Origin of the sequence: Streptomyces sp. NBC_00536 (genome assembly GCF_036346295.1) — a bacterium.
Taxonomy (GTDB): Bacteria; Actinomycetota; Actinomycetes; order Streptomycetales; family Streptomycetaceae; genus Streptomyces.
In genome coordinates this window covers 8462040-8483272 of record NZ_CP107819.1, presented here as the reverse complement: position 1 = coordinate 8483272, position 21233 = coordinate 8462040, and the positions used below count along the sequence as shown (strand labels likewise).

The 21233-nt window shown below is 66.4% G+C and carries 19 protein-coding genes and 6 pseudogenes; 14 read left to right on the top strand and 11 right to left on the bottom strand.

The annotated features are described in order from the left end of the window. Positions 1-448 precede the first annotated feature (448 nt). On the bottom strand, positions 449-1219 hold the full coding sequence (locus tag OHS33_RS36565) for a transposase (RefSeq protein WP_330334726.1): 771 nt from the start codon (positions 1217-1219) through the stop codon (positions 449-451). Positions 1220-2069: 850 nt separating this feature from the next. On the opposite strand from OHS33_RS36565, the pseudogene OHS33_RS36560 reads away from it, so the two are divergent. Beyond that, a pseudogene (locus OHS33_RS36560) lies at positions 2070-3111 on the top strand (DUF6192 family protein); the annotation flags it as partial. Positions 3112-3534: 423 nt separating this feature from the next. On the opposite strand, the gene OHS33_RS36555 reads toward OHS33_RS36560, so the two are convergent. The 4 genes from OHS33_RS36555 to OHS33_RS36540 form a co-directional block, all read right to left on the bottom strand. Beyond that, complete coding sequence (locus tag OHS33_RS36555; protein ID WP_330334725.1) at positions 3535-4656, bottom strand: NADAR family protein; 1122 nt, start codon at positions 4654-4656, stop codon at positions 3535-3537. Positions 4657-4859: 203 nt separating this feature from the next. After that, positions 4860-5342, bottom strand: coding sequence for a hypothetical protein (locus OHS33_RS36550; RefSeq protein WP_330334724.1), 483 nt, complete (start codon positions 5340-5342; stop codon positions 4860-4862). 4 nt (positions 5343-5346) lie between these two features. Then, positions 5347-5580, bottom strand: coding sequence for a recombinase (locus OHS33_RS36545; RefSeq protein WP_330334723.1), 234 nt, complete (start codon positions 5578-5580; stop codon positions 5347-5349). Positions 5581-5709: 129 nt separating this feature from the next. Continuing rightward, positions 5710-6204, bottom strand: a complete 495-nt coding sequence (locus OHS33_RS36540; RefSeq protein WP_330335332.1) for a site-specific integrase — start codon at positions 6202-6204, stop codon at positions 5710-5712. 358 nt (positions 6205-6562) lie between these two features. Here OHS33_RS36540 and OHS33_RS36535 point away from each other — a divergent pair, with 358 nt between their 5' ends. The 6 genes and pseudogenes from OHS33_RS36535 to OHS33_RS36510 all read left to right on the top strand — a co-directional run bounded on the left by OHS33_RS36535 (position 6563) and on the right by OHS33_RS36510 (position 10669). Next, complete coding sequence (locus OHS33_RS36535) at positions 6563-6814, top strand: hypothetical protein (RefSeq protein WP_330334722.1); 252 nt, start codon at positions 6563-6565, stop codon at positions 6812-6814. Further along, the gene (locus OHS33_RS36530; protein WP_330334721.1) at positions 6811-7389 is read left to right on the top strand and encodes a class I SAM-dependent methyltransferase; all 579 of its coding nucleotides are present in this window, start codon (positions 6811-6813) and stop codon (positions 7387-7389) included. The genes OHS33_RS36535 and OHS33_RS36530 overlap by 4 nt, the downstream gene beginning before the upstream one ends. A gap of 29 nt (positions 7390-7418) precedes the next feature. Then, a complete protein-coding gene (locus OHS33_RS36525; RefSeq protein ID WP_330334720.1) occupies positions 7419-8579 on the top strand; it encodes a bifunctional class I SAM-dependent methyltransferase/NUDIX hydrolase in 1161 nt (386 codons plus the stop codon). A gap of 64 nt (positions 8580-8643) precedes the next feature. After that, positions 8644-8967 (top strand): annotated as a pseudogene (locus OHS33_RS36520) (PIG-L deacetylase family protein); the annotation flags it as partial. A 497-nt stretch (positions 8968-9464) separates the two neighbouring features. Then, positions 9465-10043, top strand: a complete 579-nt coding sequence (locus tag OHS33_RS36515) for an RNA polymerase sigma factor (RefSeq protein ID WP_330334719.1) — start codon at positions 9465-9467, stop codon at positions 10041-10043. Beyond that, complete coding sequence (locus OHS33_RS36510) at positions 10040-10669, top strand: hypothetical protein (RefSeq protein ID WP_330334718.1); 630 nt, start codon at positions 10040-10042, stop codon at positions 10667-10669. Before OHS33_RS36515 ends, OHS33_RS36510 begins: the two co-directional genes overlap by 4 nt. Before the next feature lie 265 nt (positions 10670-10934). Here the strand turns inward: OHS33_RS36510 and OHS33_RS39920 are convergent. The 3 genes and pseudogenes from OHS33_RS39920 to OHS33_RS36490 form a co-directional block, all read right to left on the bottom strand. Then, positions 10935-12019 (bottom strand): IS630 family transposase gene (locus tag OHS33_RS39920; RefSeq protein WP_443065394.1). Its coding sequence is split into 2 segments (ribosomal slippage): positions 10935-11573 and positions 11576-12019, totalling 1083 coding nucleotides; the frame shifts between segments, so codons are not numbered across the junction. Positions 12020-12087: 68 nt separating this feature from the next. Further along, positions 12088-12348 (bottom strand): annotated as a pseudogene (locus OHS33_RS36495) (hypothetical protein); the annotation flags it as partial. A gap of 62 nt (positions 12349-12410) precedes the next feature. Beyond that, the gene (locus tag OHS33_RS36490; protein ID WP_330334716.1) at positions 12411-13295 is read right to left on the bottom strand and encodes an IS3 family transposase; all 885 of its coding nucleotides are present in this window, start codon (positions 13293-13295) and stop codon (positions 12411-12413) included. Positions 13296-13472: 177 nt separating this feature from the next. Here OHS33_RS36490 and OHS33_RS36485 point away from each other — a divergent pair, with 177 nt between their 5' ends. Continuing rightward, positions 13473-13952, top strand: a complete 480-nt coding sequence (locus OHS33_RS36485) for a hypothetical protein (protein WP_330334715.1) — start codon at positions 13473-13475, stop codon at positions 13950-13952. A gap of 92 nt (positions 13953-14044) precedes the next feature. Here the strand turns inward: OHS33_RS36485 and OHS33_RS36480 are convergent, their stop codons facing one another. Both OHS33_RS36480 and OHS33_RS36475 read right to left on the bottom strand, forming a co-directional pair. Further along, positions 14045-14560: a DUF4760 domain-containing protein gene (locus OHS33_RS36480; RefSeq protein WP_330334714.1), complete on the bottom strand. Its 516-nt coding sequence runs from the start codon at positions 14558-14560 to the stop codon at positions 14045-14047. A gap of 209 nt (positions 14561-14769) precedes the next feature. Next, entirely contained in the window at positions 14770-15447 is a 678-nt protein-coding gene (locus OHS33_RS36475; protein ID WP_330334713.1) for a hypothetical protein, read from the bottom strand. A gap of 165 nt (positions 15448-15612) precedes the next feature. Between OHS33_RS36475 and OHS33_RS36470 the strand changes: the two genes are divergently transcribed. The 3 genes and pseudogenes from OHS33_RS36470 to OHS33_RS36460 all read left to right on the top strand — a co-directional run. Continuing rightward, complete coding sequence (locus OHS33_RS36470) at positions 15613-15738, top strand: transposase domain-containing protein (protein WP_330334712.1); 126 nt, start codon at positions 15613-15615, stop codon at positions 15736-15738. Between the two features lie 57 nt (positions 15739-15795). Continuing rightward, positions 15796-17033, top strand: a protein-coding gene (locus OHS33_RS36465) for an IS3 family transposase (protein WP_330334711.1) whose coding sequence is annotated in 2 segments (ribosomal slippage) — positions 15796-16120 and positions 16120-17033 — 1239 coding nt in all. Because the reading frame shifts where the segments join, the coding sequence is not laid out codon by codon here. A 378-nt stretch (positions 17034-17411) separates the two neighbouring features. Beyond that, a pseudogene (locus OHS33_RS36460) lies at positions 17412-17823 on the top strand (ISAzo13 family transposase); the annotation flags it as partial. Here OHS33_RS36460 and OHS33_RS36455 read toward each other — a convergent pair. Further along, positions 17823-18095: pseudogene (locus tag OHS33_RS36455) on the bottom strand (transposase); the annotation flags it as partial. The pseudogenes OHS33_RS36460 and OHS33_RS36455 overlap by 1 nt on opposite strands. Positions 18096-18569: 474 nt before the next feature. Here OHS33_RS36455 and OHS33_RS36450 point away from each other — a divergent pair. The 3 genes and pseudogenes from OHS33_RS36450 (at position 18570) to OHS33_RS36440 (ending at position 21052) form a co-directional block, all read left to right on the top strand. Beyond that, the gene (locus tag OHS33_RS36450; protein ID WP_330334710.1) at positions 18570-19112 is read left to right on the top strand and encodes a hypothetical protein; all 543 of its coding nucleotides are present in this window, start codon (positions 18570-18572) and stop codon (positions 19110-19112) included. Between the two features lie 685 nt (positions 19113-19797). Next, positions 19798-20666, top strand: a pseudogene (locus tag OHS33_RS36445) (IS5 family transposase). After that, positions 20663-21052 carry a hypothetical protein gene (locus tag OHS33_RS36440; protein ID WP_330334709.1) on the top strand — a complete coding sequence of 130 codons (390 nt, stop codon included), beginning with the start codon at positions 20663-20665 and terminating at the stop codon, positions 21050-21052. Before OHS33_RS36445 ends, OHS33_RS36440 begins: the two are co-directional and overlap by 4 nt. The last annotated feature ends 181 nt before the right edge of the window (positions 21053-21233 follow it).

Below are 21233 nucleotides of genomic sequence, written 5' to 3'. Positions count from 1 at the left end.
TTCTACTGGCGGACTTCAGGCGATGACCCTGACCAGTGGACCATCGTCGTAAGGGGGGCCAACGACGACTGGTGCGAGTTCAGCGGGAATCTGACCGACTACCTTTCCGGTTTGGTTTCAGGAGAGGTTGCCCCAGAGGGTCTCCCTCCCGACTTTCCTGGTTCCTCACCCACTGTGGAAGCAGACTGACTTAACCTCCTGACCCTAAGGAGGTTAAGAGGTTAAGCGAAAACTGCTGCTGAACGCCTGTCGCCAGCAGTTACTCATCGTATAGATGCAGGGGCTGAACCATTCGGTTCAGCCCCTGCATCTATATACGGGCAGACCGGGGTTACGTAGGATCCCCACCCAGGGGCGTTTTCAAAGTCCCGGTGATCGTGTAAGGCTTGTCCCGTAACTGATCTTGGAGCTGGCGAGGGCAAGGACGGCAGTCGTGCCGCTCGGTGGTCTATCCGGCGGCGAGGGTGAGGTTGTGCAGGCGGGCGATGCCGAGGATGGCGTCGTGGACGCCGTCGCCTTTGAGGCGGCAGTCGCGCAGGATCTTCCAGCCCTTCATGCGGGCGAAGGTGTGCTCGACGCGGGCCCTCACCTGTTTGTGCGAGCGGTTGTGCCTCTCCTTCCAATCCGGGAGTTCCTCGCCTTTGCGGCGGCGGTGCGGGATGACCAGCCCGGTGCCCTGGTAGCCGCCGTCGGCTATGGTCATCGTCTTGCCGACGGCGGCTTTGGCGCCGGATTCCTCCCAGCCGCGGGAGTCGTGACGGTTGCCCGGCAGGGGCCGGCCGACCACGACGACCAGGCGGGTGTCGGCGTCGATGACCACCTGATGGGCTGTGGAATAGCGGTAGTTCTTCGATTGCTCGGCGATCGCGTGGTCGCGGGTGGGCACCAGGGTTCCGTCGACGATGAGCACGGTGTCCTTCGCGAACCGCTTCCTTGGTCGGAGCGCGAGCAGCGGCCCGAGGTGTCCGATGATCCGGTCTGCCGTCGACTTCGAGATGCCGAACAGCGGGGCGATCTGGCGCATGGTCAGGTTTGTGCGCCAGTAGGCCGCCACCAGCAGAATGCAGTCCTCCAGCGGGAGCCCCCAGGGCCGTCCACGCTGGAGTTCGGCGGAGGTCTCGCGCCGTACGGCAGTCACCAACTTGCCGAAGCAGCGCGGGCTCAGCCCAGTGAAGGGACCTATCCAGGACGGCTCCAACGCCGTGATCACACCAGCCACTCCAAGATCACCTCATCCGTGACCTGCGGTTACGGGACAACCCTTAGACGGGCCGGTCAGGGGATGTTCAGTAGTCCAGCGGTTGGTTGAATGGGGCGTAGTAGACGTTGCGGAGGCCGGTGGACTCCCCGTCCGACATACGGGCCTCTGTGGCCGGCCGGCTCCCCGGAGGAAGAGGGCGACCTGCGCGGCCAGCGGTGCGGTCAGCTGCTGGGAGCGGGCCGTCCGGCCATCGAGCAGCTGGACCATAAGGTGACGGGGGCGTGCCGCCGCCCCGGTGAAGCCGGTGACATCCGCGTCGAGGGTCTCGGAGTGCCTCAGTGCCTGATCCATATCCCCGTTTTCGATGGGCCTGAGGCTTTAGCCTGTAGTGGTGTCCGAGGGGTCCGGGCGGCCCGGAGAGCGGGTGTGCGGGGGCTGCGGGGACCGGCTGAGGCCGGCTTCGCGGCCGAGCACACGGTTCTGCTAGACGGCATGTCGGGCCAGGTCATGGCGACGGGACCGTCGGTTGCGGTGCCGGGTCGCGGCGGAGCTGAACGGGGCGGGCCGGGTGGTGTGTCCTGAGTGCGGGACAGCCTGGGTGGCCGGGGTGGATCCGCGTTCGGATGCCGTCTACTGCTCACGGCGGTGTGTCATGAGGGCGTGGCGGTAACGGAACGATTCGTTCGGAGAGCGGTCACAGTGACTACTGGGCGAACGCATCTGAATCAGACTTCTGATCAGATTCAGGTCTCTTCCGGTCACTTGTTGTGATCTTCAGCAGGTGGGTTCGACTCTCGGTCACGACAGCGGGCCGCGTCTTGCCACGGCCGAGGGGCCGTGCCCCGGCCCGCTCAGGGTGGTGAACACCATGCCCGAGAAGATCGAGAGTGCCGACAAGGTCGGCAGCGTCAGCGTCCACCGTTACGAGCAGATCGTCGCGGAACTACGCAAGATCGTGGAGGCCCAGAGCCGGGGCCAGTTCGCGATCGGGGACTACGCCTTGGAGATCGAGCCCATGCGCGAGCAGGGGCCTCCGGAGCGAGGCGATGAGCTGTTCACAGTCAAGCACTCACTGTTCCGCCTGGCCTAGGACATCGGACTGTCGTACTCCCAGATCAAGAGCTTGCGGTGGACGGCCTCGCGTTTCCCCGAGGAACACCGCCAGCCCGGTGTGTCCTTCACGATTCACCGGATCTTGGCCAGCATCGAGGACGAGGAAGCGCGGTTCCTCGCGATCCGTACTCCGCCGGAGGGAAAGTCCCGGTGGACCGGTGATGACGCCTCACGCAGGGTCGGTCGGCAGGTCGCCAAGCCGATCACTCCGCAGGAGAAGGTCAGCGCGATCCACACCCTGGCAAGGGAGGACGCGGTCGCCGCGGTGGTTGCTGGCGACTTGCTCAGGCGCCCGGCAGTGGTTGCCCAGGTCCGCCAGGAGGATCGGATCAGTGCCGCCCACACCCTGGTCGAGGACGAGAGGGTCGCCGCGGTCGTCACCGGTGATCTACTGCGGCGGCCCACCGTCGTCGCCCAAGTCCGCCAGGAGGACCGGGTGAGGGCGGGTTGAGGAGCTGACCCGCGACGAGACCGTGGCGGCGACGGTGACCACCGGCCTGCTGCGCAGGCCAGACGTCGCCTTCCGGGCGATGTCGGACGACACCGCCCGGCACCAGGTCAACCATGCCCAGGTCGAGCTTGGCCGACAAGCCCGCGAGGAATTCGAGCGGACCAGTCCCGTCGCTCCGGCGATCAGGAGGATCGACCGCTCGGTGGAGTTCCTGGACTTGATCACCGCCTGCCACGCGTTCGTGGCGGCCTCCGGACGCGTCGTTCCGGGGATGCGCGACCGGCAGTTGTCGAACGATGAGAAAGTGATCGTCCACGAGAACGTCGCGCGAGTACGGGGCCCGTTGACTGAACTAACTCTAGCGTTCTAGCAGGTCAGGGCCGGTTTCTGCTAGCTTCCCCGCCATGGTTGATCCTCTGAGTTCCGGGCGGGATCTGTCGCGCTTAGTGCTGCCTGAGATCGGGCGGTTGGTCGAGACTGGCGAGCCGCATGAGCCGTACAGGCTGCTGGATCCGAGCGGCTTGCCGATCGTTCCGGTCGCGTCGTTCTTCGCTGAGTTGCAGGCGGCCAGTCGGCCGGTGACCACGATCCGGTCGTTCGGCATGGATCTGCTCCGGTGGTACCGGTTCCTTCTCTGCGCCAAGTCAAGCGGGAGCTGGTGGTTGATGAAGCGCTCGATTTCCGAGCGCTTCATCAACCACAGGTCAGCGACGAAGTGGTCGCTCCGCATCGAGCAGTCGCAGCTTGGATTCGAGCGGCGGGCGGCCCTTCACAGCCCTGTGATGCCGGCCCGCTGTGCCTGCAGCTCCGAGCGGACGAGTTCTAGGAGGCGGCCTGCCCAGTTGCGGCCGCGTCCGGCGTTGTCCCCCCAGAAGCCCGAGTCGGCGTCGTCGTAGATCACGGTTGCGTCGTTCGTTGTCAGCAGGATCTCGGCCAGGTCGGGGTGCTGGTCGTACTTTGCGCGCAGTAGGGCCGCCATCACCGCGGTGCGGGCGTGCTGCCAGCCCTCACGCTGTGCTGCCGCGGTCGCGGCCTTGCGTGCGGCGGCATGGGTCTCTGCCGTGGCGATTGCGGTCCTGACCTCGGGGTCAGCGACTGACAGGGCCCAGTACGCGTGAGCGGCAGATGGGTAGCTGACCTCGCCGACGACGATCGGGGCGGGGTAGTCGTTGCGCAGGCCCCGAAATCCCGGGGCATCGACCGGTTTGCTCGGATACGTGTGATACAGCTTGATCGCCGGGGCGAAGGAGGTCACTGGTCCGTCCGCCGGGACGCGCGTGGCCCGTTCAGCGGCCCATCGCGCCCGTTCCTCAAAGTAGGCGACGGCCCTGTCGTAGTCCTCCTGCATGATCGGCCCCTCGGCCGGGATGTACGTCTCCTCGCCGGGTCCCGCCACCAGCACCCGCAGCGGCCAGTCTTTGCTATCCATGTCCCCCAGTGCGTAACGGCGCTGCGAGAGCGGGATGGCCAGGAAGGCGTTGCGGGCTGCGGTGCGGTTCTCCTCGGTCCGGTCGGCGAGGAAGGTGTCGACGGCGGCGAGGCATCGGCCCGTCGAATCCGGGCGCCCGTTGAGCTGGTCGATGGTGTCTCGTATCTCGGCGACCAGCAGGTCGGGGGTGAGGTAGCTGTGGGGCTCGCTGAAGGTCCAGCTGGCCAGTTCGAACGCGGATGCCTTGGCGCCGTCCGGCAGGGTGGTGGCAACCCAGCCGCTGCGGAGCTTGTCCTGGAACTCGTCGAGGGTGACCAATTCCCAGCAGTCGATGAGCCCGTCGGCGTAGATGAACAGGTCGGTGAGGAAGTGCGTGCCGCCGTTGCGGATGAAGGCGTGGCGCCAGGTGCCGGGTATGCGAACGCCGTCCACCGTGCGGTGAGTGGTCTTGTTGCCGATCATCCGGCGATTGTGTCGCAGCTGCCGCTGCGGGGTCGGGGAATTTCCGCACGGTCGAAGTCCCTCACCCGATTGCCTGACGGGTAGTGGGCATGCCGAGACATGGCGGCTTCATCGGGCTGCAGCTCATCCCGCTTGGTCGCAGGACCTGCTGGCCTCACAGAGTGCCGAAGGCCGGTGCGTGACCATTGCGGGCAGAACAATTTTCACGAAGCCTCACCAGGTGGGAGCCAGTCGTCCGTGTCGCGGTGGCGGCCGAGTCCGACCGCGGCGAACTCGTCGACGTGATTGCCCTTGGCGGCGCCGAGTCGCCGAAGCGCCTGAGAGATCGGCGTGCCGGCCGTCGACGCTGGCTCCCCTTCGGCCAGGCGCAATGGTCCAAGGACTATCTTCCCTGCATCCCAGGTGAGAGCGTTCTGGGCCCCTGCCCCGCCGAAGTAGTCGGCTTCGACGTAGGCCACCGGACCTGCCTTCGAGCACGCGCTGAGCAGGCGATCGAAGCCCGCTGGAGCCTTCCAGAACCCGTCGAGTTCGGGTGCTTCGGCGACCGTGACCGCATCGAACAGCGCGTCGGTCATCGGGAAGAGCCAGAGATCCTGGCCGAGGGGAACGATGCGCGCCTCTGTGGTGGAGCCGGCCAACTCGCGGAGCACGGATTCGGTGGCGATGGCCGCCTGCAGGCAATACATCCCCTCATTGTCGCCTGGCCGCTGATCGCGGCGCGATGCCGGGTATGCCGAGGTCGACCGGCGCGACCCTGGCGAGTCGACGGGTCTGGTCCCGCTTCTGGCGCAGGAAGGACAGGGTGAGGTCGATCCCTTCGATCTCACCGAGCCACCCCTCTGCCTCGGCCCGGGCCCGGCGGGCCAGAAGGTCGACTTCGATCTCGTCGAGGCGGGGCAGCATATTCGGATTGATGGTGATCATGGGAAATCTCAGACAGGCGTGCTCGTGCTGGCGAGGTGTCGAGTAGGGGCGTGCGCATCCTCCCAGCTCGACTTTGCGCTGGTCGAAGTGCTCCTCGAAGCCGAGCCATTCGGGTTCGGTGACCGGCCGCTACTCGTCGGCTGGCCTGGCCTGGCGGCGCCGGTCGAGAAATCCCTGGTAGTGCCGGACGACGTCCTCGTTGAACACGGCGACGTAACCACGAGTTGTTTGAAGGTTCAAATGTCCGAGTAGGGATGCTCCGATGTGGATCGGGAGCCCGCTGTTGACCAGCTCCGTGGCGAGGAGTCGGCGAAAATCGTGCGGGGTGAAGCTGGTCCCAAGGAAGCCGGGGTGCTGTTCGGCGAGCTCGACGCAGTGGCGCTTCAGCATGTTCACCACGGTGGTGTCCGACATGACCTCGTGCTTGGTACCGATCTTGCGTTGGAACAAGAACGGCATGGGCGCGCTGCTCTGACGTTCCTTCGGGTCGTAGCGAGGCAGCAGCGGGATGGTCTGGCCGCCGATGGTGTGGCGGCGGACGATGGCCGCGATGACGGCGAACAACTCGGCGGACATGGGGATGACGCGTTCCCGGTCGCTCTTCGAGGGAGCAACGACGAGCAGGGCGATGACCTCGCCGTTGGGCCGTTGATACTGCCGGATGCTGAGATGGGTGAGTTCCAGGGCTTCCTCTCAGACGCACGTCGCAAAATCCCCATGGACCAGGCACGAACCCTCCGCCTGGCAGGGGCTGCTTCCGGCTAGCCCTCTGCCAGCTGGCCTCGACGATCGACGGCTGTCCGTCGCTCACCCATCAGAGTGAACCTGGTCGCTGACTCCTTCGGGTACTGCCTGTCTCAACGCCCACCGGAACGGGCCCCGCCAAGACATCCTCGAAGACCGCCATGGCCAGCGATCTGTAAAGGGCGCAAACCGTCTCATGAGACACGCAGTCCGGGAAGAAATCCCTCAGGCAGATCCTGTGCGAGCCCCGCTTCCAGGGCCGCATGCAGGCCGCGAGCACCACGGTGACCACCGGAGCCCGGCCCTCGCCGCCGCGGCCGCCGGAGCCCTAGTCCTCGTCCTCGGCGTCCGCGGCACCCTCACCGTCGGAGCGGTCCTCCAGATCGTCCCCGTGATCCTCCTGCTCGCCTCCCCTGTCCGCGCCCTGCGGGACATGCCCGTCCCGCCCGCGCGCACCGCCGTGCCGCCCGCCCGTGATGGAGCCTCATGACGACGACCGCGACCGCCACGTACTGGGAACCGCTCTGGGCAGGCGGTCGTCGCTACCGGCAACTCGACGGCCCCGAGAACCGGCTGATGGGCGAATACCTCGGCCCCGGCCGCGGACGCCCGGCCCTCGACATCGGCTGCGGAGACGGCACCCTGACCCGCCACCTCCACCACCAGCTGGGATACCGGGCCACAGGGATCGACTGCTCCCCCAGCGCCCTCGCCCTCGCCGCCGCCCAGGACTCCCCGGAGAAGCCCGGCCCGCTGTGGAGATGCGTCAATGTCGGGGCCAACGACCTGACCTGTCTGCCGGATTCCGCCTACGCGGTCATCACCTGCCGCCTGGTCTATCGGTGGATCGACGACAAGGCAGCCTTCGTCAACCGCGTCCGCCGCCTCCTGGTACCCGGCGGAACCTTCTGGGTCGTCGCCGAGGTCGCTGGCCGCAGGAGGAGCACCGACCCGCTCCAGAGCCTCGGGATCACCCCGGCCGACGCCGAGATCCTCACCGCGGGCTGGTCCGTCGTCCGCACCCACGACCTTGACGTACTCCGCATCCACACCCTGCACCCCTGACCCACCCCGACCTCCTGGAGGACACGTTGATGGACATCGAGAAGCAGACCGCCGAAACCTGGACCACCTACGGGGAACACCAGCTCACCACCCGCCCCGACCTGCCGGAGATCGAGCGGTGGGACTGGGGCGTCACCGACACCGGGCCTGGCATCGAGAGCCTCGGGGACGTGGAAGGGCTCCGCATCCTCGACCTCGGCAGCGGAGTGGGCCGACACGCCGCCCGCCTGGCCGGTCTGGGCACCGACGTCACCGGCGTGGACGCCTCCCCCACCCAGCACGAGCGCGCCGTCACCCGATACCCGAACACTCCCGGGCTCCGCTTCATCTGCGCCGACGCCGTCGCCCACCTGCAGGACGCAGCCCCCTACGACCTCATCTACTCCATCAACGGGCTGCCGTTCCTGGACCCCAACCGGCTCCTGCCCGCGCTGGCCAACGGCCTCAAGCCCGGCGGGCGCCTCCTGTTCTCCGCACTGCATACCAACTCAGCCGGCGCAGGACCCTCCACGGCCGCCACCCCACGCCCGGAGATCCTGCGGCTGCCCGGCACCGACCAGACCCACCCCGTCCACATGTGGGTCCTGACCACCCAGCTGTGGGAGGACCTCTTGGCCGAGCACGGCCTCACCCTGGAGAGGGACACGGCGATCGACGAGCCGCAGCCGGACAACCAGGCCTCCTACCGGCTGTACGAGGTCCGGCGTCCGCAGAGGGTGCCGAGCCGCCAGCGCACCGGTACTCCACCGCCTCCGCGCGCGTTCGTGGGGGTCGGCGTGATCATCCACGGACCGGACGGCGTCCTGCTGGGCCAACACCGTCGTGGAACCTTCGAATTGCCGGGCGGATCGGTCGAGCCCGGCGAGACCTTCGCCGAGGCCGCAGTACGCGAACTCCACGAGGAGGCCGGCATCGTGGCCGATGCCGCCGACACCGTCGTGCTGGGCACCCTCCTGGCCCGGGTGGGTGACATCGTCCGGGTGACGGTGCCCGTCCTGGTAACCCGGTGGTCCGGCGTACCGCGGCAGTGCGAAGAGACCATCGGAGCCTGGAAGTTCTGGCCCCGGGACGCGCTGCCCCAGCCTCTGTTCGTACCGAGCGCCCAGTGCCTGACCACGTGGGATCCGAGCCTCCCGCTCGACCATCCAGCCCCTGCGGCCTTCCACTCCTCCGGCCCCGGGACTGCCTAGCCGGATTCCTCCTACCCGTGCCAGCCCCGCGCCGAGTCACACGTCCCAGGAAGGTTCTACGCCCATGAACCCACCGCTCCCCCTGCAGCAGCCGTCCCTCCTCGGGGGCTTCGCGCACCCCGACGACGAAGTACTCCTCGCTGGCGGCGTCCTCGCACACCACGCCGCCGCGGGCGCGGCGACCGCCGTGGTCACCGCCACCTGGGCCGCCGAACTCGCCGATGCCCTCGCGATCCTGGGGGCCGGGAAACCCCGAATGCTAGGCTACGCCGACGCCCACGTTCCCGAGTCCGCGCCCGGCCGGACCCGCCTGTGCGAAGCACCCGTCGATGATGTGGTCGGGCGGATCGTCGGCCACATCCGTGAGCTGCGGCCGGACATCGTGATCTTCCCTGTCAAGTTCTTATGTTCAGTCTCGTGCGTGTCCGCGTGGAGACTGCGTCCTGCTTTCGGCGTGGACCGCGCAGGCGCGGTTGGGCGGCGCGAGCCGGTTGGGGTGTTCCGTTTCAGCAGCAGACCTCATAGGCGTTCCTTCAATTGACGATCAAGACCGGGCAAGGACATCTTTTGTTTGGAGAGGCAGCACTTTGGCCGTCTCGTTCGATCTGGTGGCATGAAGGTCACTTGGGGAAATTGGATGGGATGGCTGGGCTGGTTTTGGCCATTGGCCGTACAGCCCAGCTCTTGGGCTGGGCTGTGTCTGATTGCTGCTGTGGTGGCTGCCGTATCGGGCCTGGCTGAACGACAGCGCAGGGCTACGCTGTTGGCTCTCGTGGGCCATGCGCCTGCAGGCACGGTGGTCGTACAGGGAGAGGGGCGGGGTGGCCCATCCATGAGGGTTCAGATCGGCAGCCGATCACAGTCGATGCGGAACAGGGAGAGCGGGTGACACAGCCGCGCATCACGAAAGAAGCCGCAGACCAAGTGGAGGCCTTGTGGGACCAGGAAGCCGAAGGGCTTCTCCGATACGCCACTGTGCTCACCAACAGTGACGCGGAAGGGGGAGACCTGGTCAGCCGCACCTTTGAGGCGGCCGTCCTGGACTGGGCCACGGTCGGCCCACGCAATCCTGGCGCCCAGCGGGCGTGGCTACGCCGGGTGTGCAAGAACATGTGGATCGATGGCGTCCGGCGCTCCGCGAATCTCGACAGGCTTCGGCCCGAACTTGCCGAGCGCTATCAACGTGCTGAGCTCGACCCTGCGGATGTAGCGTTGTTGCGGCAGGCGGCGGATCACTGCGTACGCGTGATCAGTAGTCTTCCGACGGTACGGAGACAGGTTGCTGTGCTGTACTTCCTCGAAGAGCATCCCCCGCCGGTGATCGCGGAACTTCTTGAGATCGCGCCTTCCGGCGTCCGCAAGCACGTGGCCAAAGCCCGCCACACACTCCAAGAAGAGCTCGGCGCCTTCATCCATGACCGGCATGAAACACGCACTGCGCTGCGAGAGGAGGCAAGCTCATGAGCAACCAGTCTCAGCACGGCTACTCCGACGAGCGGGACGCGGTGACCAGCGACGCACTGCGGCAAGCCGAGTCCGCCATCGTAGTGAACGGAGCCGACCTCGCCCGGCGGCGTGAAGCGCTGCTTGGCTGGATGGCTGATCGCATTGAGACCAATCCCGATCGCGATTCACCCGTAGGCGACGCGAATACAGGGGCCAGCGCCTCCTACGGTGCAGGCTCGACAGAACTGGCGGCCGTTGCGGCCAACGTAGTGGTGGCTCTGCTTGTGACGGAGCAAGCAGAGAGGGTGCGTGCTGCGGTCATTAGGTTGTGGCGGCGTACGCATCAGGAGGAGGCGGAGGCGGTTTCCACTTGTTTGGATGAGTCCCTCATCGAGCTACTGGCAGGGCGTGATGCCGGAGATGTTGAAGTCAGGGGTGCCCTGGTCTCCGAGTGGACACGTCGGCTGAACCGCTTCCTGTCAACCTTCCCGGAAGCGGTTGACGAGCTGCTTCTGGTGGTTGAAGCGCTGGCTCCTACGGCCGGGAACGTGTCGCGTTCCGTGTCCGTCACCAGCGATTCCACCATCAGCACGTTGGATGGGGCTCACGCGCGCCAGGGCGAGTTCGGAACACGCCGTTACTGATCGGGAACTCGGAAGTTCTCGCGTACATTCAAGGTCCTGATTTTTGGTGGGCAACTGCGATGGGACATCGCAGGGCCTGTTCAGTTGAACTCGAAACAGGCCCTGCGGTGCCAGGCACTCTTCAGGTTATCGACCGGGGAACGGGATCACATTGCCCGTGTCCGGGGCGGGCCCCGGGGACACGCCTGTCCTCTGGGTGAGGACAGCGCCGGCGAGGGTCAGGCGGGTCACCAGTTGTTGGAACTCGTCGATCTCGGCTTTCTGGTTACTGAGGTTGTAGGCGTGGTGTCGTGAGTGTGAGTCCGGTCGCGGTGAGGCATCCGTCGATGATGTCGCTGCGGTACTGGATCTGGCGGAGGCCGTGTCGTAGTCGGCGGATGAGGTGGTCGGGGTCGGCGAAGGCCGTGTTGGCCTGACTGGTCCGGCGAAGTATCGACCAGATGCCTTCGACGGGGTTGAGGTTGGGTGCGTAGGGCGGCAGGTGGTAGGCGGTGATCCAGTCGTGTGCGTCAAGGAAGGCCCGCATGCGGCGGTCTTTGTGGACGTTCAAGTTGTCCCAGACGAGGACGATGGGTCCGCCGAGCTGTTGGTGGGTGGCGATGAGGAGGTCGCGGTACTCGGTCCAGGCGAAGCTCTTGCGGCCACCGCTCTTATGGTCGTTATGCCGTCTGGGACGGTAGATCAGGCGGGAGCGTTCGCCGGGCTTGTAGCAGCACATGGCCGCGAAGGAGAAGCGGCGCTGCGAACGGCCGCGAACCCGGATGACCGGGGTGGTTCCACGTCGGCCCCAGGTACGTGAGGTCGGCGGCGTCATCGAGAATCCGGCTTCGTCTTCGAAGAAGATCCAGGCCCCGAGCGCCGCCGCGGTGGTTCCAGGTGCGGCCACACGTCGTTCACCCAGCCGGCCACCGTTGTCTCGTCACGTTCGACAGCCCGGCGGACCGGAACCTGGTGACTCCAGCCGTGCCGCCGCAACATCTGCGAGACGCCCGACAACGTCATGCTCTTGTGGAACCGGCGGCCGATCAGCGTCTTGATCCTGGCCAGAGTCCATCGTTGATCAGGCCAGCCGTGAGCGACCGGACCTTTCGTCAACTCCTCCTCGAGCAGCGCGAACAGCCGGTCATCCAGCTTCGGCCGGGACACCGGGCCACGGGAACGTACGGCGTCCTGACCGGCCGCTTTCCATGCCTGCCGCCACCGCTGAACCGATCGGACGCTGACCCGTAACCCCTTCGCGACGTCCGTGCTGCCCCGCCCGGCGGCAAACATCGCGACCGCTTCCATCCGGACCCGCTCACGGAACGCTTGCCTCTCCGCGGTCAGACCCCCACCCTGCGGATACCTCATACAACCGGCATACCGCGACGATCACCAACCGTCAGCCCCTACGACAAGACGACTTCAAGGTCAGTAGTGATGGTCTTCTTCAGCTTGGTGACCGTCTCACGGAGCTTCCTCTCGGGCTCTGGCATCTGCTCTGCCTCGGTGCGGACGCGCTCGAAGAACTCGTTCTTCAGGTCGACGTGTCGTTTCAGGAGCGCCATGCGGTGGACGCTGGCCTCAGCGGCGAGGGCGACGACGGTGAGGCTGCCGTTGGAAACGGTGGCGTGTCCGGTCAGGAGTCGGTCCATCGCCTCGCGGATGCGGGCGCGCTCGTCCTGGTGCCGCTGGTTCATGTGAGGGCCTCGGCGGGGTGCGCGGTGCTTGAAGTGACCCCTCAGGTCCCGACACTTCCGATTTATGCCGCGAGGTCCAGCCGTTGATCGCAGCGGACCCTCGCCTGGTACGGCGTGATGTAGCCGATGGTCGAGTGGATCCGCTCCCGGTTGTAATGCTCCGCGATCCACAGGAAAACGTCCCGTCGAGCCTGCGCCCGGGACTCCCAGACGGTCGTGCCGATCTCTGCTTTCAGGACGGCGAAGAAGCTCTCCGCGGCGGCATTGTCGAAGCATGAACCGGTGCGTCCGGTGCTCTGCCGGATGTCCAACTCACCCAGCAGGGCACGGAATTGGTTGGAGGTACATTGCGACCCGCGATCCGAGTGAAAGATCGCATTACCCACCATATGCCCGCCTGCATGGGCCATCCGGATGGCGTCCGCGACCAGTTCGGTGCGCATGTGGTCGGCCATCGACCAGCCCACGACCTCCCGTGTGCACAGGTCGATAACCGTCGCCAGATACAGCCATCCCTCGGTCGTCGGCAGGCAGGTGATGTCCCCGACGAATTTCAAGCCGGGCAGCGGCACGGTGAAGTCGCGCAGGATGAGATCCGGTGCCGGCGGCGCCGTACGGTCCTGTCTCGTCAGCGACCGTGGTTTCCGTCGTGTTATCCCGACGATCTCACGCTCCCGCATGATCCGAGCTACACGTTTGCGGTTCACCATGCTGCCCTGGTCCCGGAGCTTCCGGGTGATCCGCAGGGCCCCGTAGGATCCCCGGGAATCGGTGTGGATCTCCCGGATGCGATGGGCCAGCACCTCTTCCTCATCGACCTTCTCCTGCCGCGCCTCCTTGTTCTGGTGCCAGGTGTAGTAGCCGAAGCGGTCCCATCCGAGAACGTCGCACATCCGCTTCACCCTGTGGGCGTTCCGGTGCTCGTCGACGAAACGGAAGCGGATCACCAGGGCTGATTCCTAGTTGTCGTGGCCACAGGTTGTTGCTGATCAGGGCAGCCTGAGTAGGTCGAGGGGCGGGTGTGGGGCGCGTAGGACCTCGCGCAGGCCAGCCGCGATGCTATGGTTCCCGGCCTGACGGGGGGTGTCGGTGCGCGAGCCGCGCGCGGTCTGCGGTGTCCCGGTGTGACCCGTGTCCGGTCGGCGTGCCTGCGGGCCTTCCGGCAAGCCGAGTGCCTGGTACAGGCCTACCTCGGAGGCGGATACTCCATCCCGGCTTGGGATGGCCAGCCCGAGGGCACCCGGTACTTCGCCGGTCAGCTCGACGAAGCCGCCTTCTACAGCAAGGAACTGGACTCCGGAACGGTCGCCGACCACTACAAGGCGCGTACCCGCTTGGTCGCCGGAAGCGGCGGCGAGTACCAGGGCGCTGTGATGGCCGACGCCCCGGTCAGCTACTGGCAGCTGGACGAGACGGGCGGCACCGTCGTCCGCAACAAGATCGCGGCAACGGCGGGCGACGGCACCTACACCAAGGCTACTCTCGCCACCACCGGCGCGTTCGGCATCGGGAAGCGGCCGAATTCAAGGGGGACGGCTACGCCCAGCTCCCCGGCGCCGGGATCATTCCCGACACCGACCTCTCGGTCGAAGATCAATGGCTAATCAGGCTTTCGGGCTGCGCCTCCCCAGTTCCCCGTCTGGAGCAGGCGCAGCCAAGAGGGCGATAGCCAGATCGAACAAAATGCCCATTCGGTTCAGGCGCTTGGCAGCCGCCACAACGGTTCAGCTGACCGGGCAGTGGCTGGCAAGTTGTTGCGGACCAGGTGATACAGGTTCTCGAAGTACACCTGTGGCCGGGAGATGTCTGCCATCTGAGCAGCTTCCCTTTGGGTTCGCTCGGCTTCGATGAATGGCGCGATGGACTCCCACACGTTGATCACCGATCCGCCCAGGTACCCGGAGACGGGACCCAAGTCCACCACTCCGTGTGCGACCAAGGCGCCGAGGTTGTCGTAGTACCAGGCCAGATCCCGCACCAGCTCTTGCTTGTCCTCGGGCAAGCCAGCCAGGCCACCTGAAGGATCGCAGTGGGGCAGGTCTCTGAACACGAACAGCCGTGCTGCGGCCAGGTGGTTACTGCGATGTTCACGGAAGAGATCAACCAACACCGGCAGGGTGTTGGCGTGACGAGCCAGCCTCAACTGTCGTACGGATGCGGCCCCTGAGACCAGCAAGGCCAAACCTGATAACACCAGAGCAATGATGCCCATCCCACCTCCATTCGCCTCCGAGCGGTCAACGGCTCGGCAAAGCCCCATCTGTTTTCTCTGAGCGTGGCTGACCCCGTAGCAGTCTGGCAACCAGCCAGCAGCCCCCGGGAGTTCCGGCTCCAGTCCGTGCGCATCATGTGTCCGAATTGGGTCAAATCACCTGGACGCCGCGTCCCCGGTGTCGCGCGGTGTGAGGGCTGCCGCGCTGGCTACCCAGGGACGACTTCGAAGGCGATGGTTTTGCTTCCCGTCTGGCTCCAGTCCGTTGTGATGTCGGCCGTCAGGGTGTACGAACCAACCTCCCTGAGGTTGTCCTCGAAGTTGAAGAGGGTGATGCCCGGCGGCCTGCACCGTCCGTTGCGAGCGAGGTGCACGACCTCGCTGCCGCGCTTGAGCGTCCATTCCACGTAGCAGCCCGTGTCCAGCTGGCCCCCAGCGTCCTCGACGACGGTATTCGCGCCGGGATTGGCCCTCGCCCGCCAAGTGTTCGGCCCGATCTTTCCGGTCGTGCCCATGTCGATGCGCACGATCAAGGGGCCCGTGTGGCTGGGGGGTGCGGGCTTGGAACTGGGCACCGTGGCGGCTCCGGGCAGCGGAACCCTGGACTCCGGCAGGGGCCCCTCGGGCTCGGAGGTCTCCGGGGTGGATTCGGCTTCGGGTGAGACCGTCCGTGTCCGGACCGGCGACGGCGTGGCCGTGGCACCACCGTCGCCGTCGGGCGGCGACACGGGCCGTGAGACGGCCGGAACCGACTCCGAAGCCCTAGGCGGAGGATCTTCCGAGGCGAACAGGTCTTTGCCGGCTGCCAGTGCGCCGATGATCACGGCGATGACGCCGATGACGACCACCACCGGGTGCTCGGCCAGTTTTGTCTGCGCACCACTCAACGCGGCCTCTTTCTCCCCGGACCCCGCCCATGACTGCCGGGGCAACGCTGTGCGCTGCCGACCTTAACGCTCCATGGTCCAACCCATGCGGCGAATGGGGAAAGGTGAAACTCCTCGACGGGGTGCCCCACTTCCCCGACGGATCGGACCGCGAAGGCGACGGTGGTGTGGTGGCGTCGGCTGCTGCCAGCCCGGCTGGTGGTGCACTTTCAACTCGCGATGGCGCTGTTCTCGTCCGCGCCGTATCTGGAGGTCATGCAGCACCTGCCGGAGGACGGGGCCTCCCCCTGAGTGGTGGACACGCTGATACTGGATCTGCTTGATCCGGAGGAAGCGAGAAGACCGCCGATGGCGCTGAAGGACTATTCGGACGAGTTCAAGGCCGATGCTGTGGCCCTGTACGAGTCCACACCCGGGGCGACGTACAAGAGCATCGCCGCTGACCTGGGCATCAACCGGGCGACTCTGCGGGAGTGGGTGCTGCGGGACCGCGAACGCCGTGGCGTCAGCGCCTCGGGTACGAAGCCGGCTGCCGTCCACCGGGCGGCGGCGCCGTCCGAAGATCCGGACGAGCGGGTCCGGCGGCTGGAGGCGAGGGTGGCGGAACTCGAGGCCAGTGAGCGCAAGCTCGCCACCGAGCGGGACATTCTCCGCAAGGCGGCCAAGTATTTCGCGGGAGAGACGAACTGGTGACCAGCCGCTTCCAGTTCGTTGACGACCACCGGGCCACCTACGAGGTGAAGCGGCTCTGCCAGGTCATGGACGTCAACCGGTCCAGTTACTACAAGTGGCTCGCCGGCGCCGAGGCCCGGGCCGCCCGGAAGCGCCAGGACCGAGTCCTGGCCGACGAGATCCGCCGGGTCCACGGCGAGTCCGGCGGCGCCTACGGCTCCCCGCGGGTGACCGCAGAGCTCCGCGAGATGGGACACCGGGTCAACGAGAAGCGGGTCGCACGGATCATGCGGACGTTCTCCATCACGGGTATCCGTCTGCGCAGACGCGTCCGAACGACTGTCCCCGATCCGGCATCGGGGCAGGTCGCGGACCTGTTCGGCCGGGACTTCACCGCCACCGAACCCGGGCGCAAGCTCATGGGCGACATCACGTATCTCCCGCTCCAGGACGGGACGTTCCTCTATCTCGCGACGGTACTGGACTGCTTCAGCCGCAAGATCGTCGGCTGGTCCATCGCCGGCCACATGCGCACTGATCTGGTCGCCGACGCCCTGCGGATGGCCGCCCGCACCCGCGGCTCGCTGGCAGGAGCGGTGTTCCACTCCGACCACGGAGCCCAGTACGGATCACGGGCCTACGCCAGCATCTGCGACCAGCTCAAGGTCACCCGGTCGATGGGCGCGGTCGGCACCAGCGCCGACAACGCCGCCTGCGAAAGCTTCCACGCCTCCCTGAAACGCGAGACCCTCCAAGGAGGCCCCGACTACGGCGACGCCGACAGGTGCCGCCGGACCGTCTTCGCCTGGCTGACCCGCTACAACACCCGCCGCCGACACTCCACCAACGGCCACCTCAGCCCCGACGAATACGAACGCCGACACCACGCCGCTAAACTCACACTCGCCGCGTGATCAATAACCGCGTGCCCACCTTCACGGGGGAAGGCCCGACCTGCGGTGGGCGTGTACAGATCATGCGGGTAAGGGGCACTTGGCGCGGGCGAGTGCGTCTGGCAGGCCGCCGCTGAGCGGCTGACCTGCGACTTCCGCCCACCTAACCGCGCCATTTGCGGTAGATGCGTACCTCTTGACTCATGGAGACCAAGTGCTCCAGCAGAGGCTCGCACTCAATCCCCTGCTCCTTGAGTGCCAAGTACTCCAGTCGCACTTCGTGATCTGACGGGTCGTCGGGGTGCGGGGTTCAGCCGAGGTCGGTGAGGCGCCGATTGTAGTGGTGCCAGCGGGCGCGGGCTTGGTGGCGTCGTCGCCAGGTGGACCATTGCAGGTGGAACCATGATGCTCAGCGAACCAGCCCTGACCGGCATGTCACGAACCGCTCTCGAGCACTTGGTGGCGGTCTCGGAACCTTTCTGGGACGCCATGGCCGAGGCGGCATTTCAGCGCCGCTTCCACCGTCCGCGCAGCTACCGCCACCCGCAGACCAGCAGCGTGGACCACACCCACCGGCTCCTGGCAGCCATCCTGCGCCGCCGCAGAGCGGTGACCATGACGTTCCTGGCCCAATTACTGGGCGTCAAACGCACCAACCTGTCCATCCAGTACCAGGACAGAAAACGACTCCTGGACCTGCGCCAGATCCTCATCACACCGATATCTGGATCGCCCGCCCGCACATTGGAACAGCTACGCGCCCGAACGACCCCAGCGGAACCCATCACTCAAAGCTATTGAAATACGGGCCCCGGCCGTGCCGGAGTACTGCCGCTGCACCCCGGCTGAGGTGATGCCCTTCTTGACGAACCCGGTGTCGTCGATGATCAGGACACCGTCGTCGGCGCCGAGGTGCTCGACGATGTATTCCTGCAGGTCGTCGCGGATCTCGTCGGCCTCCCACCGGCTTTTCGCCAGGAGGTGCTGCAGTCCGTCCGGCGTGGAGTGCCCGGCGAACTCGGCCAGTTGCCAGGAGTTCTTGCGGCCCACCGGGCCGAGCAGACCACGGACGTAGTCCCGCATCCGCCGCCGCGGCTCGACACGTGAGAAGCGATTCCCGACCTGCAGGAAGAGCTCTTCCAGTTCGTGTTCCCACTCGCTGGCGGGTACGTCGTCAATCACACCGACTGGCTGTCCAGCCCGATGTCACTACACACGCCGCGGGCACTCGTTCGCGGGACGGACCGGGCGAACCCGCCCCGCACCCGGCGCCACCCCGCTACACTCCCCACACTCAAGCCGTTGACCAGGCAAAACATCAAAATCCGGCTGGAGTACTAGGGCCTGTGTGGTCTCCGGCAGCGGTCGGACGTCGAACTGGTCGGTGACCTGTAACTTCGCGATGCACACCGCCAACTGAGCCAGCCCCGCACCTCACAGCCCTGGTAAAGATCGTTCCAATGGGGACCGGAATCGTTTCTTCTCATGTCGTGGCTCTGCCAAGATCCATGCCGGATCACCAGGTCCAGACCGCATCACCCATGGGGAGCACTTCGCATGCCCGTACGAGCTCGCCTGCGCGCGGCTGTTGCCGCGCTCGGCCTCACCGCCGCACTCGTCACCATTCCTGTGGAGGCGGCCCACGCCGACTCCTGCCCAAATCCGATCCCACTCAGCGTCAGCGACGTTGTGCTCCGGGTGAACACTGGCATGGGCCGACACGTCGACCACACCATCGGGAAGATCTACCTCAGCTACATCGGCGGTACGTGCCGCCAGCAGTTCGCCGAGATCCACTGGAACACCGGCGCAGAGCGCGCTTCCGGCACGCTCTACATCAACGACCCCTTCAACTCGGAAGTCGGCAGGGTCCCCTTCAACGTCCAGGCCAACTACACCGGCTACACCACATCTGGGGGGATCTCGATCGACCATGACCCGTGGGGAACCACCTACCCCCAACCGAAGGCATTCCAGGCCGCCGCACACATCAACATCGATGACAATTTCTGCAGCACAACAATCGCTACCGCCGCACACCTCTACTCCACCGGAGGGACCTCCGGCACGAGCAGCACCACCTGCGCAACAGGCATGTAGAACCACAACCGGGGTCCGCGCTGGTGAACTCCAGCGCGAGCTGGCCCATGGCGGGCGTCATTCCGCAAAAGCAGAGTCCCCGACAGCGAACCGACGAGGACTCATGAACGATCGAGTCTAGCCCTTCGCGTGTTCCAGCAGCGCGCCAACCGGGGCCATGGACCGATGGGGCTCCAGCCGCTTGGTCATGAGGCGGGCCTGCCCCATCGGTCTGATCGATGAGAGTCCCTCAGAGAGGCCGAACACCCGGGCCGTGATCGCGGTCGCGTGCTCGACCTCTCCCGCGTCCAGGTATGCCGACGCCAGCCACGACAGGTACAGCGCCCTGTCCCGGGGCCCGGGTGACGCGTTCCCCACCACACAAACATGATCAGGGATCAAGACGCAGCGTCGCACCGCCAACCATGCACGAGCTCGGAGGGGTGAATACCTCGCAGACCAGACCCGCTAAGAGGTCGTTTTCACCTGTAGTAGCCGAGTATCAACCGATTCTTAGGGTGTCGGGTCGTGGTGCAGGTGAGGTCGTGGATGAGGTGGATGCCTGCGGGGCAAGTGGGGTTATGGGTGGGGCGAAAGGCGACGTATTCCTGTCTCATCCCTGGATGCCCAGTCTTCGCCGGCGTGCGCTTCCACCGTCGCGGGAGCGCGCCTGGGCGCACTCGGTCCACGGCGGTACGCCGGAAGCATGGTGAAGCGGCTTCCGTATCCGAGTGATCTGTCCGATGCCCGCTGGGAGTTGATCGAGCCGGTCCTGGCCGCATGGCGCTTTGAGCGGCGCGGCCGGGCTCTGGACTTCGGCCGGCCGCCCGAGCATGACCTGCGGGACATCATGGACGCGATCTTGTATGTCGACCGGACGGGGGTCGAGTGGCGCTACCTCCCGCATGATTTCCCGCACTGGAACACGGTCTACGTCTACTTCGCCAAGTGGGCTGACGAGGGCGTGTTCGCCCAGCTCAACGGCTTGTTCCGGCGCTTCTGCGGGAGAAGGAAGGGCGGGACCCGGAGCCGACGGCGTGTGTGATCGACGCTCAGAGCGTCAAGACCTCCACCAGCGTTCCCGCCGCCGGGCAGGGCGTCGATGCGGCCAAGAAGATCGTCGGCAGGAAGCGGAGCATCGTCACCGACACACTCGGACTCCTCCTCGCGGTGCTGGTGACCGCGGCGAGCGTGCAGGACTCCGTGGCCGGCACCGCGCTGCTCGACCAGGTCGCCGCCGACCACCCCAGAATCCGCAAGGTGTGGGTCGACGGAGGCTACCGCCAGCACCTCGTCGAGCACGCCGCCACCCTCGGCATCGACATGGAAATCACCGCCCGCAAACCCGGGACCAAGGGCTTCACCCCCATACCCAAACGTTGGACGGTCGAGCGGACCCACGGATGGCTCATGCTCCACCGACGCCTCGCCCGCGATTACGAGACGTTGCCCACCCACTCCCGAGCCGTCATCCACATCGCCATGACCAACCTCATGAGCCGCCGCCTGACCGGCGAGAACACCATCTCCTGGCGCGACCCAAAGAAGACCACAGAACCCCCGATTCCGGGATGAAACATCGGACGAAAGCGACCTCTGAGGCCTGCGACGCGACGGGTAAGGGCACCAGGCCCCAGGGCGGGCTGTGCTGGAAGTGTCACGACAGGGCCGAGGCCGAGGCGATCGACCGGGCGACCGCCGGCCTGCGGGCCGAGCTGGAGGCTGAGTACGCGGCCCAGGCCGAGCGGGTCAAGGCGGCAGCCCGGTGGGACGTGATGCTGGACGGCGCCTATGCCGAGCATGCCGAGCGGGAGGCGGCCAAGGGCGCGGCCGTGGGGGCTCGGCGCGCCGCCGAGGCTGAGGAGACCCGCCGTCTGCGTACGCAGCTGGCTCGGGAGCACCCCGAGTTGGCAGCGTACGCACAGCAGCCGGAGGCTCAGGCCGCAACCGCCCCGCTCTAGCCCCTGTACGGCCCGCCGGGTGCCACTCGGGCGCTCCCGCACCTTTTTCCCGGTCCGGTGATCCCTGAAGGGTGCTCAGCAGCGCCCGTAGGGTCTCGGGTTGGTTGTGGGGCATTGGGTGACAGACGCAGCGACCTGCGGGGTGGGCCGCAGAGTTGTCCCCGACGACTCCTCGGGCAAG

What these genes read in the sequence shown, in the direction of transcription:
- OHS33_RS36450 (WP_330334710.1), top strand. Translation starts at nt 18,570, where the DNA reads ATGCCCGTACGAGCTCGCCTGCGCGCGGCTGTTGCCGCGCTCGGCCTC.
- OHS33_RS36440 (WP_330334709.1), top strand. Translation starts at nt 20,663, where the DNA reads ATGAAACATCGGACGAAAGCGACCTCTGAGGCCTGCGACGCGACGGGT.
- OHS33_RS36550 (WP_330334724.1), bottom strand. Translation starts at nt 5,342, where the DNA reads ATGTATTGCCTGCAGGCGGCCATCGCCACCGAATCCGTGCTCCGCGAG.
- OHS33_RS36545 (WP_330334723.1), bottom strand. Translation starts at nt 5,580, where the DNA reads ATGATCACCATCAATCCGAATATGCTGCCCCGCCTCGACGAGATCGAA.
- OHS33_RS36555 (WP_330334725.1), bottom strand. Translation starts at nt 4,656, where the DNA reads ATGATCGGCAACAAGACCACTCACCGCACGGTGGACGGCGTTCGCATA.
- OHS33_RS36525 (WP_330334720.1), top strand. Translation starts at nt 7,419, where the DNA reads ATGGACATCGAGAAGCAGACCGCCGAAACCTGGACCACCTACGGGGAA.
- OHS33_RS36510 (WP_330334718.1), top strand. Translation starts at nt 10,040, where the DNA reads ATGAGCAACCAGTCTCAGCACGGCTACTCCGACGAGCGGGACGCGGTG.
- OHS33_RS36480 (WP_330334714.1), bottom strand. Translation starts at nt 14,560, where the DNA reads ATGGGCATCATTGCTCTGGTGTTATCAGGTTTGGCCTTGCTGGTCTCA.
- OHS33_RS36530 (WP_330334721.1), top strand. Translation starts at nt 6,811, where the DNA reads ATGACGACGACCGCGACCGCCACGTACTGGGAACCGCTCTGGGCAGGC.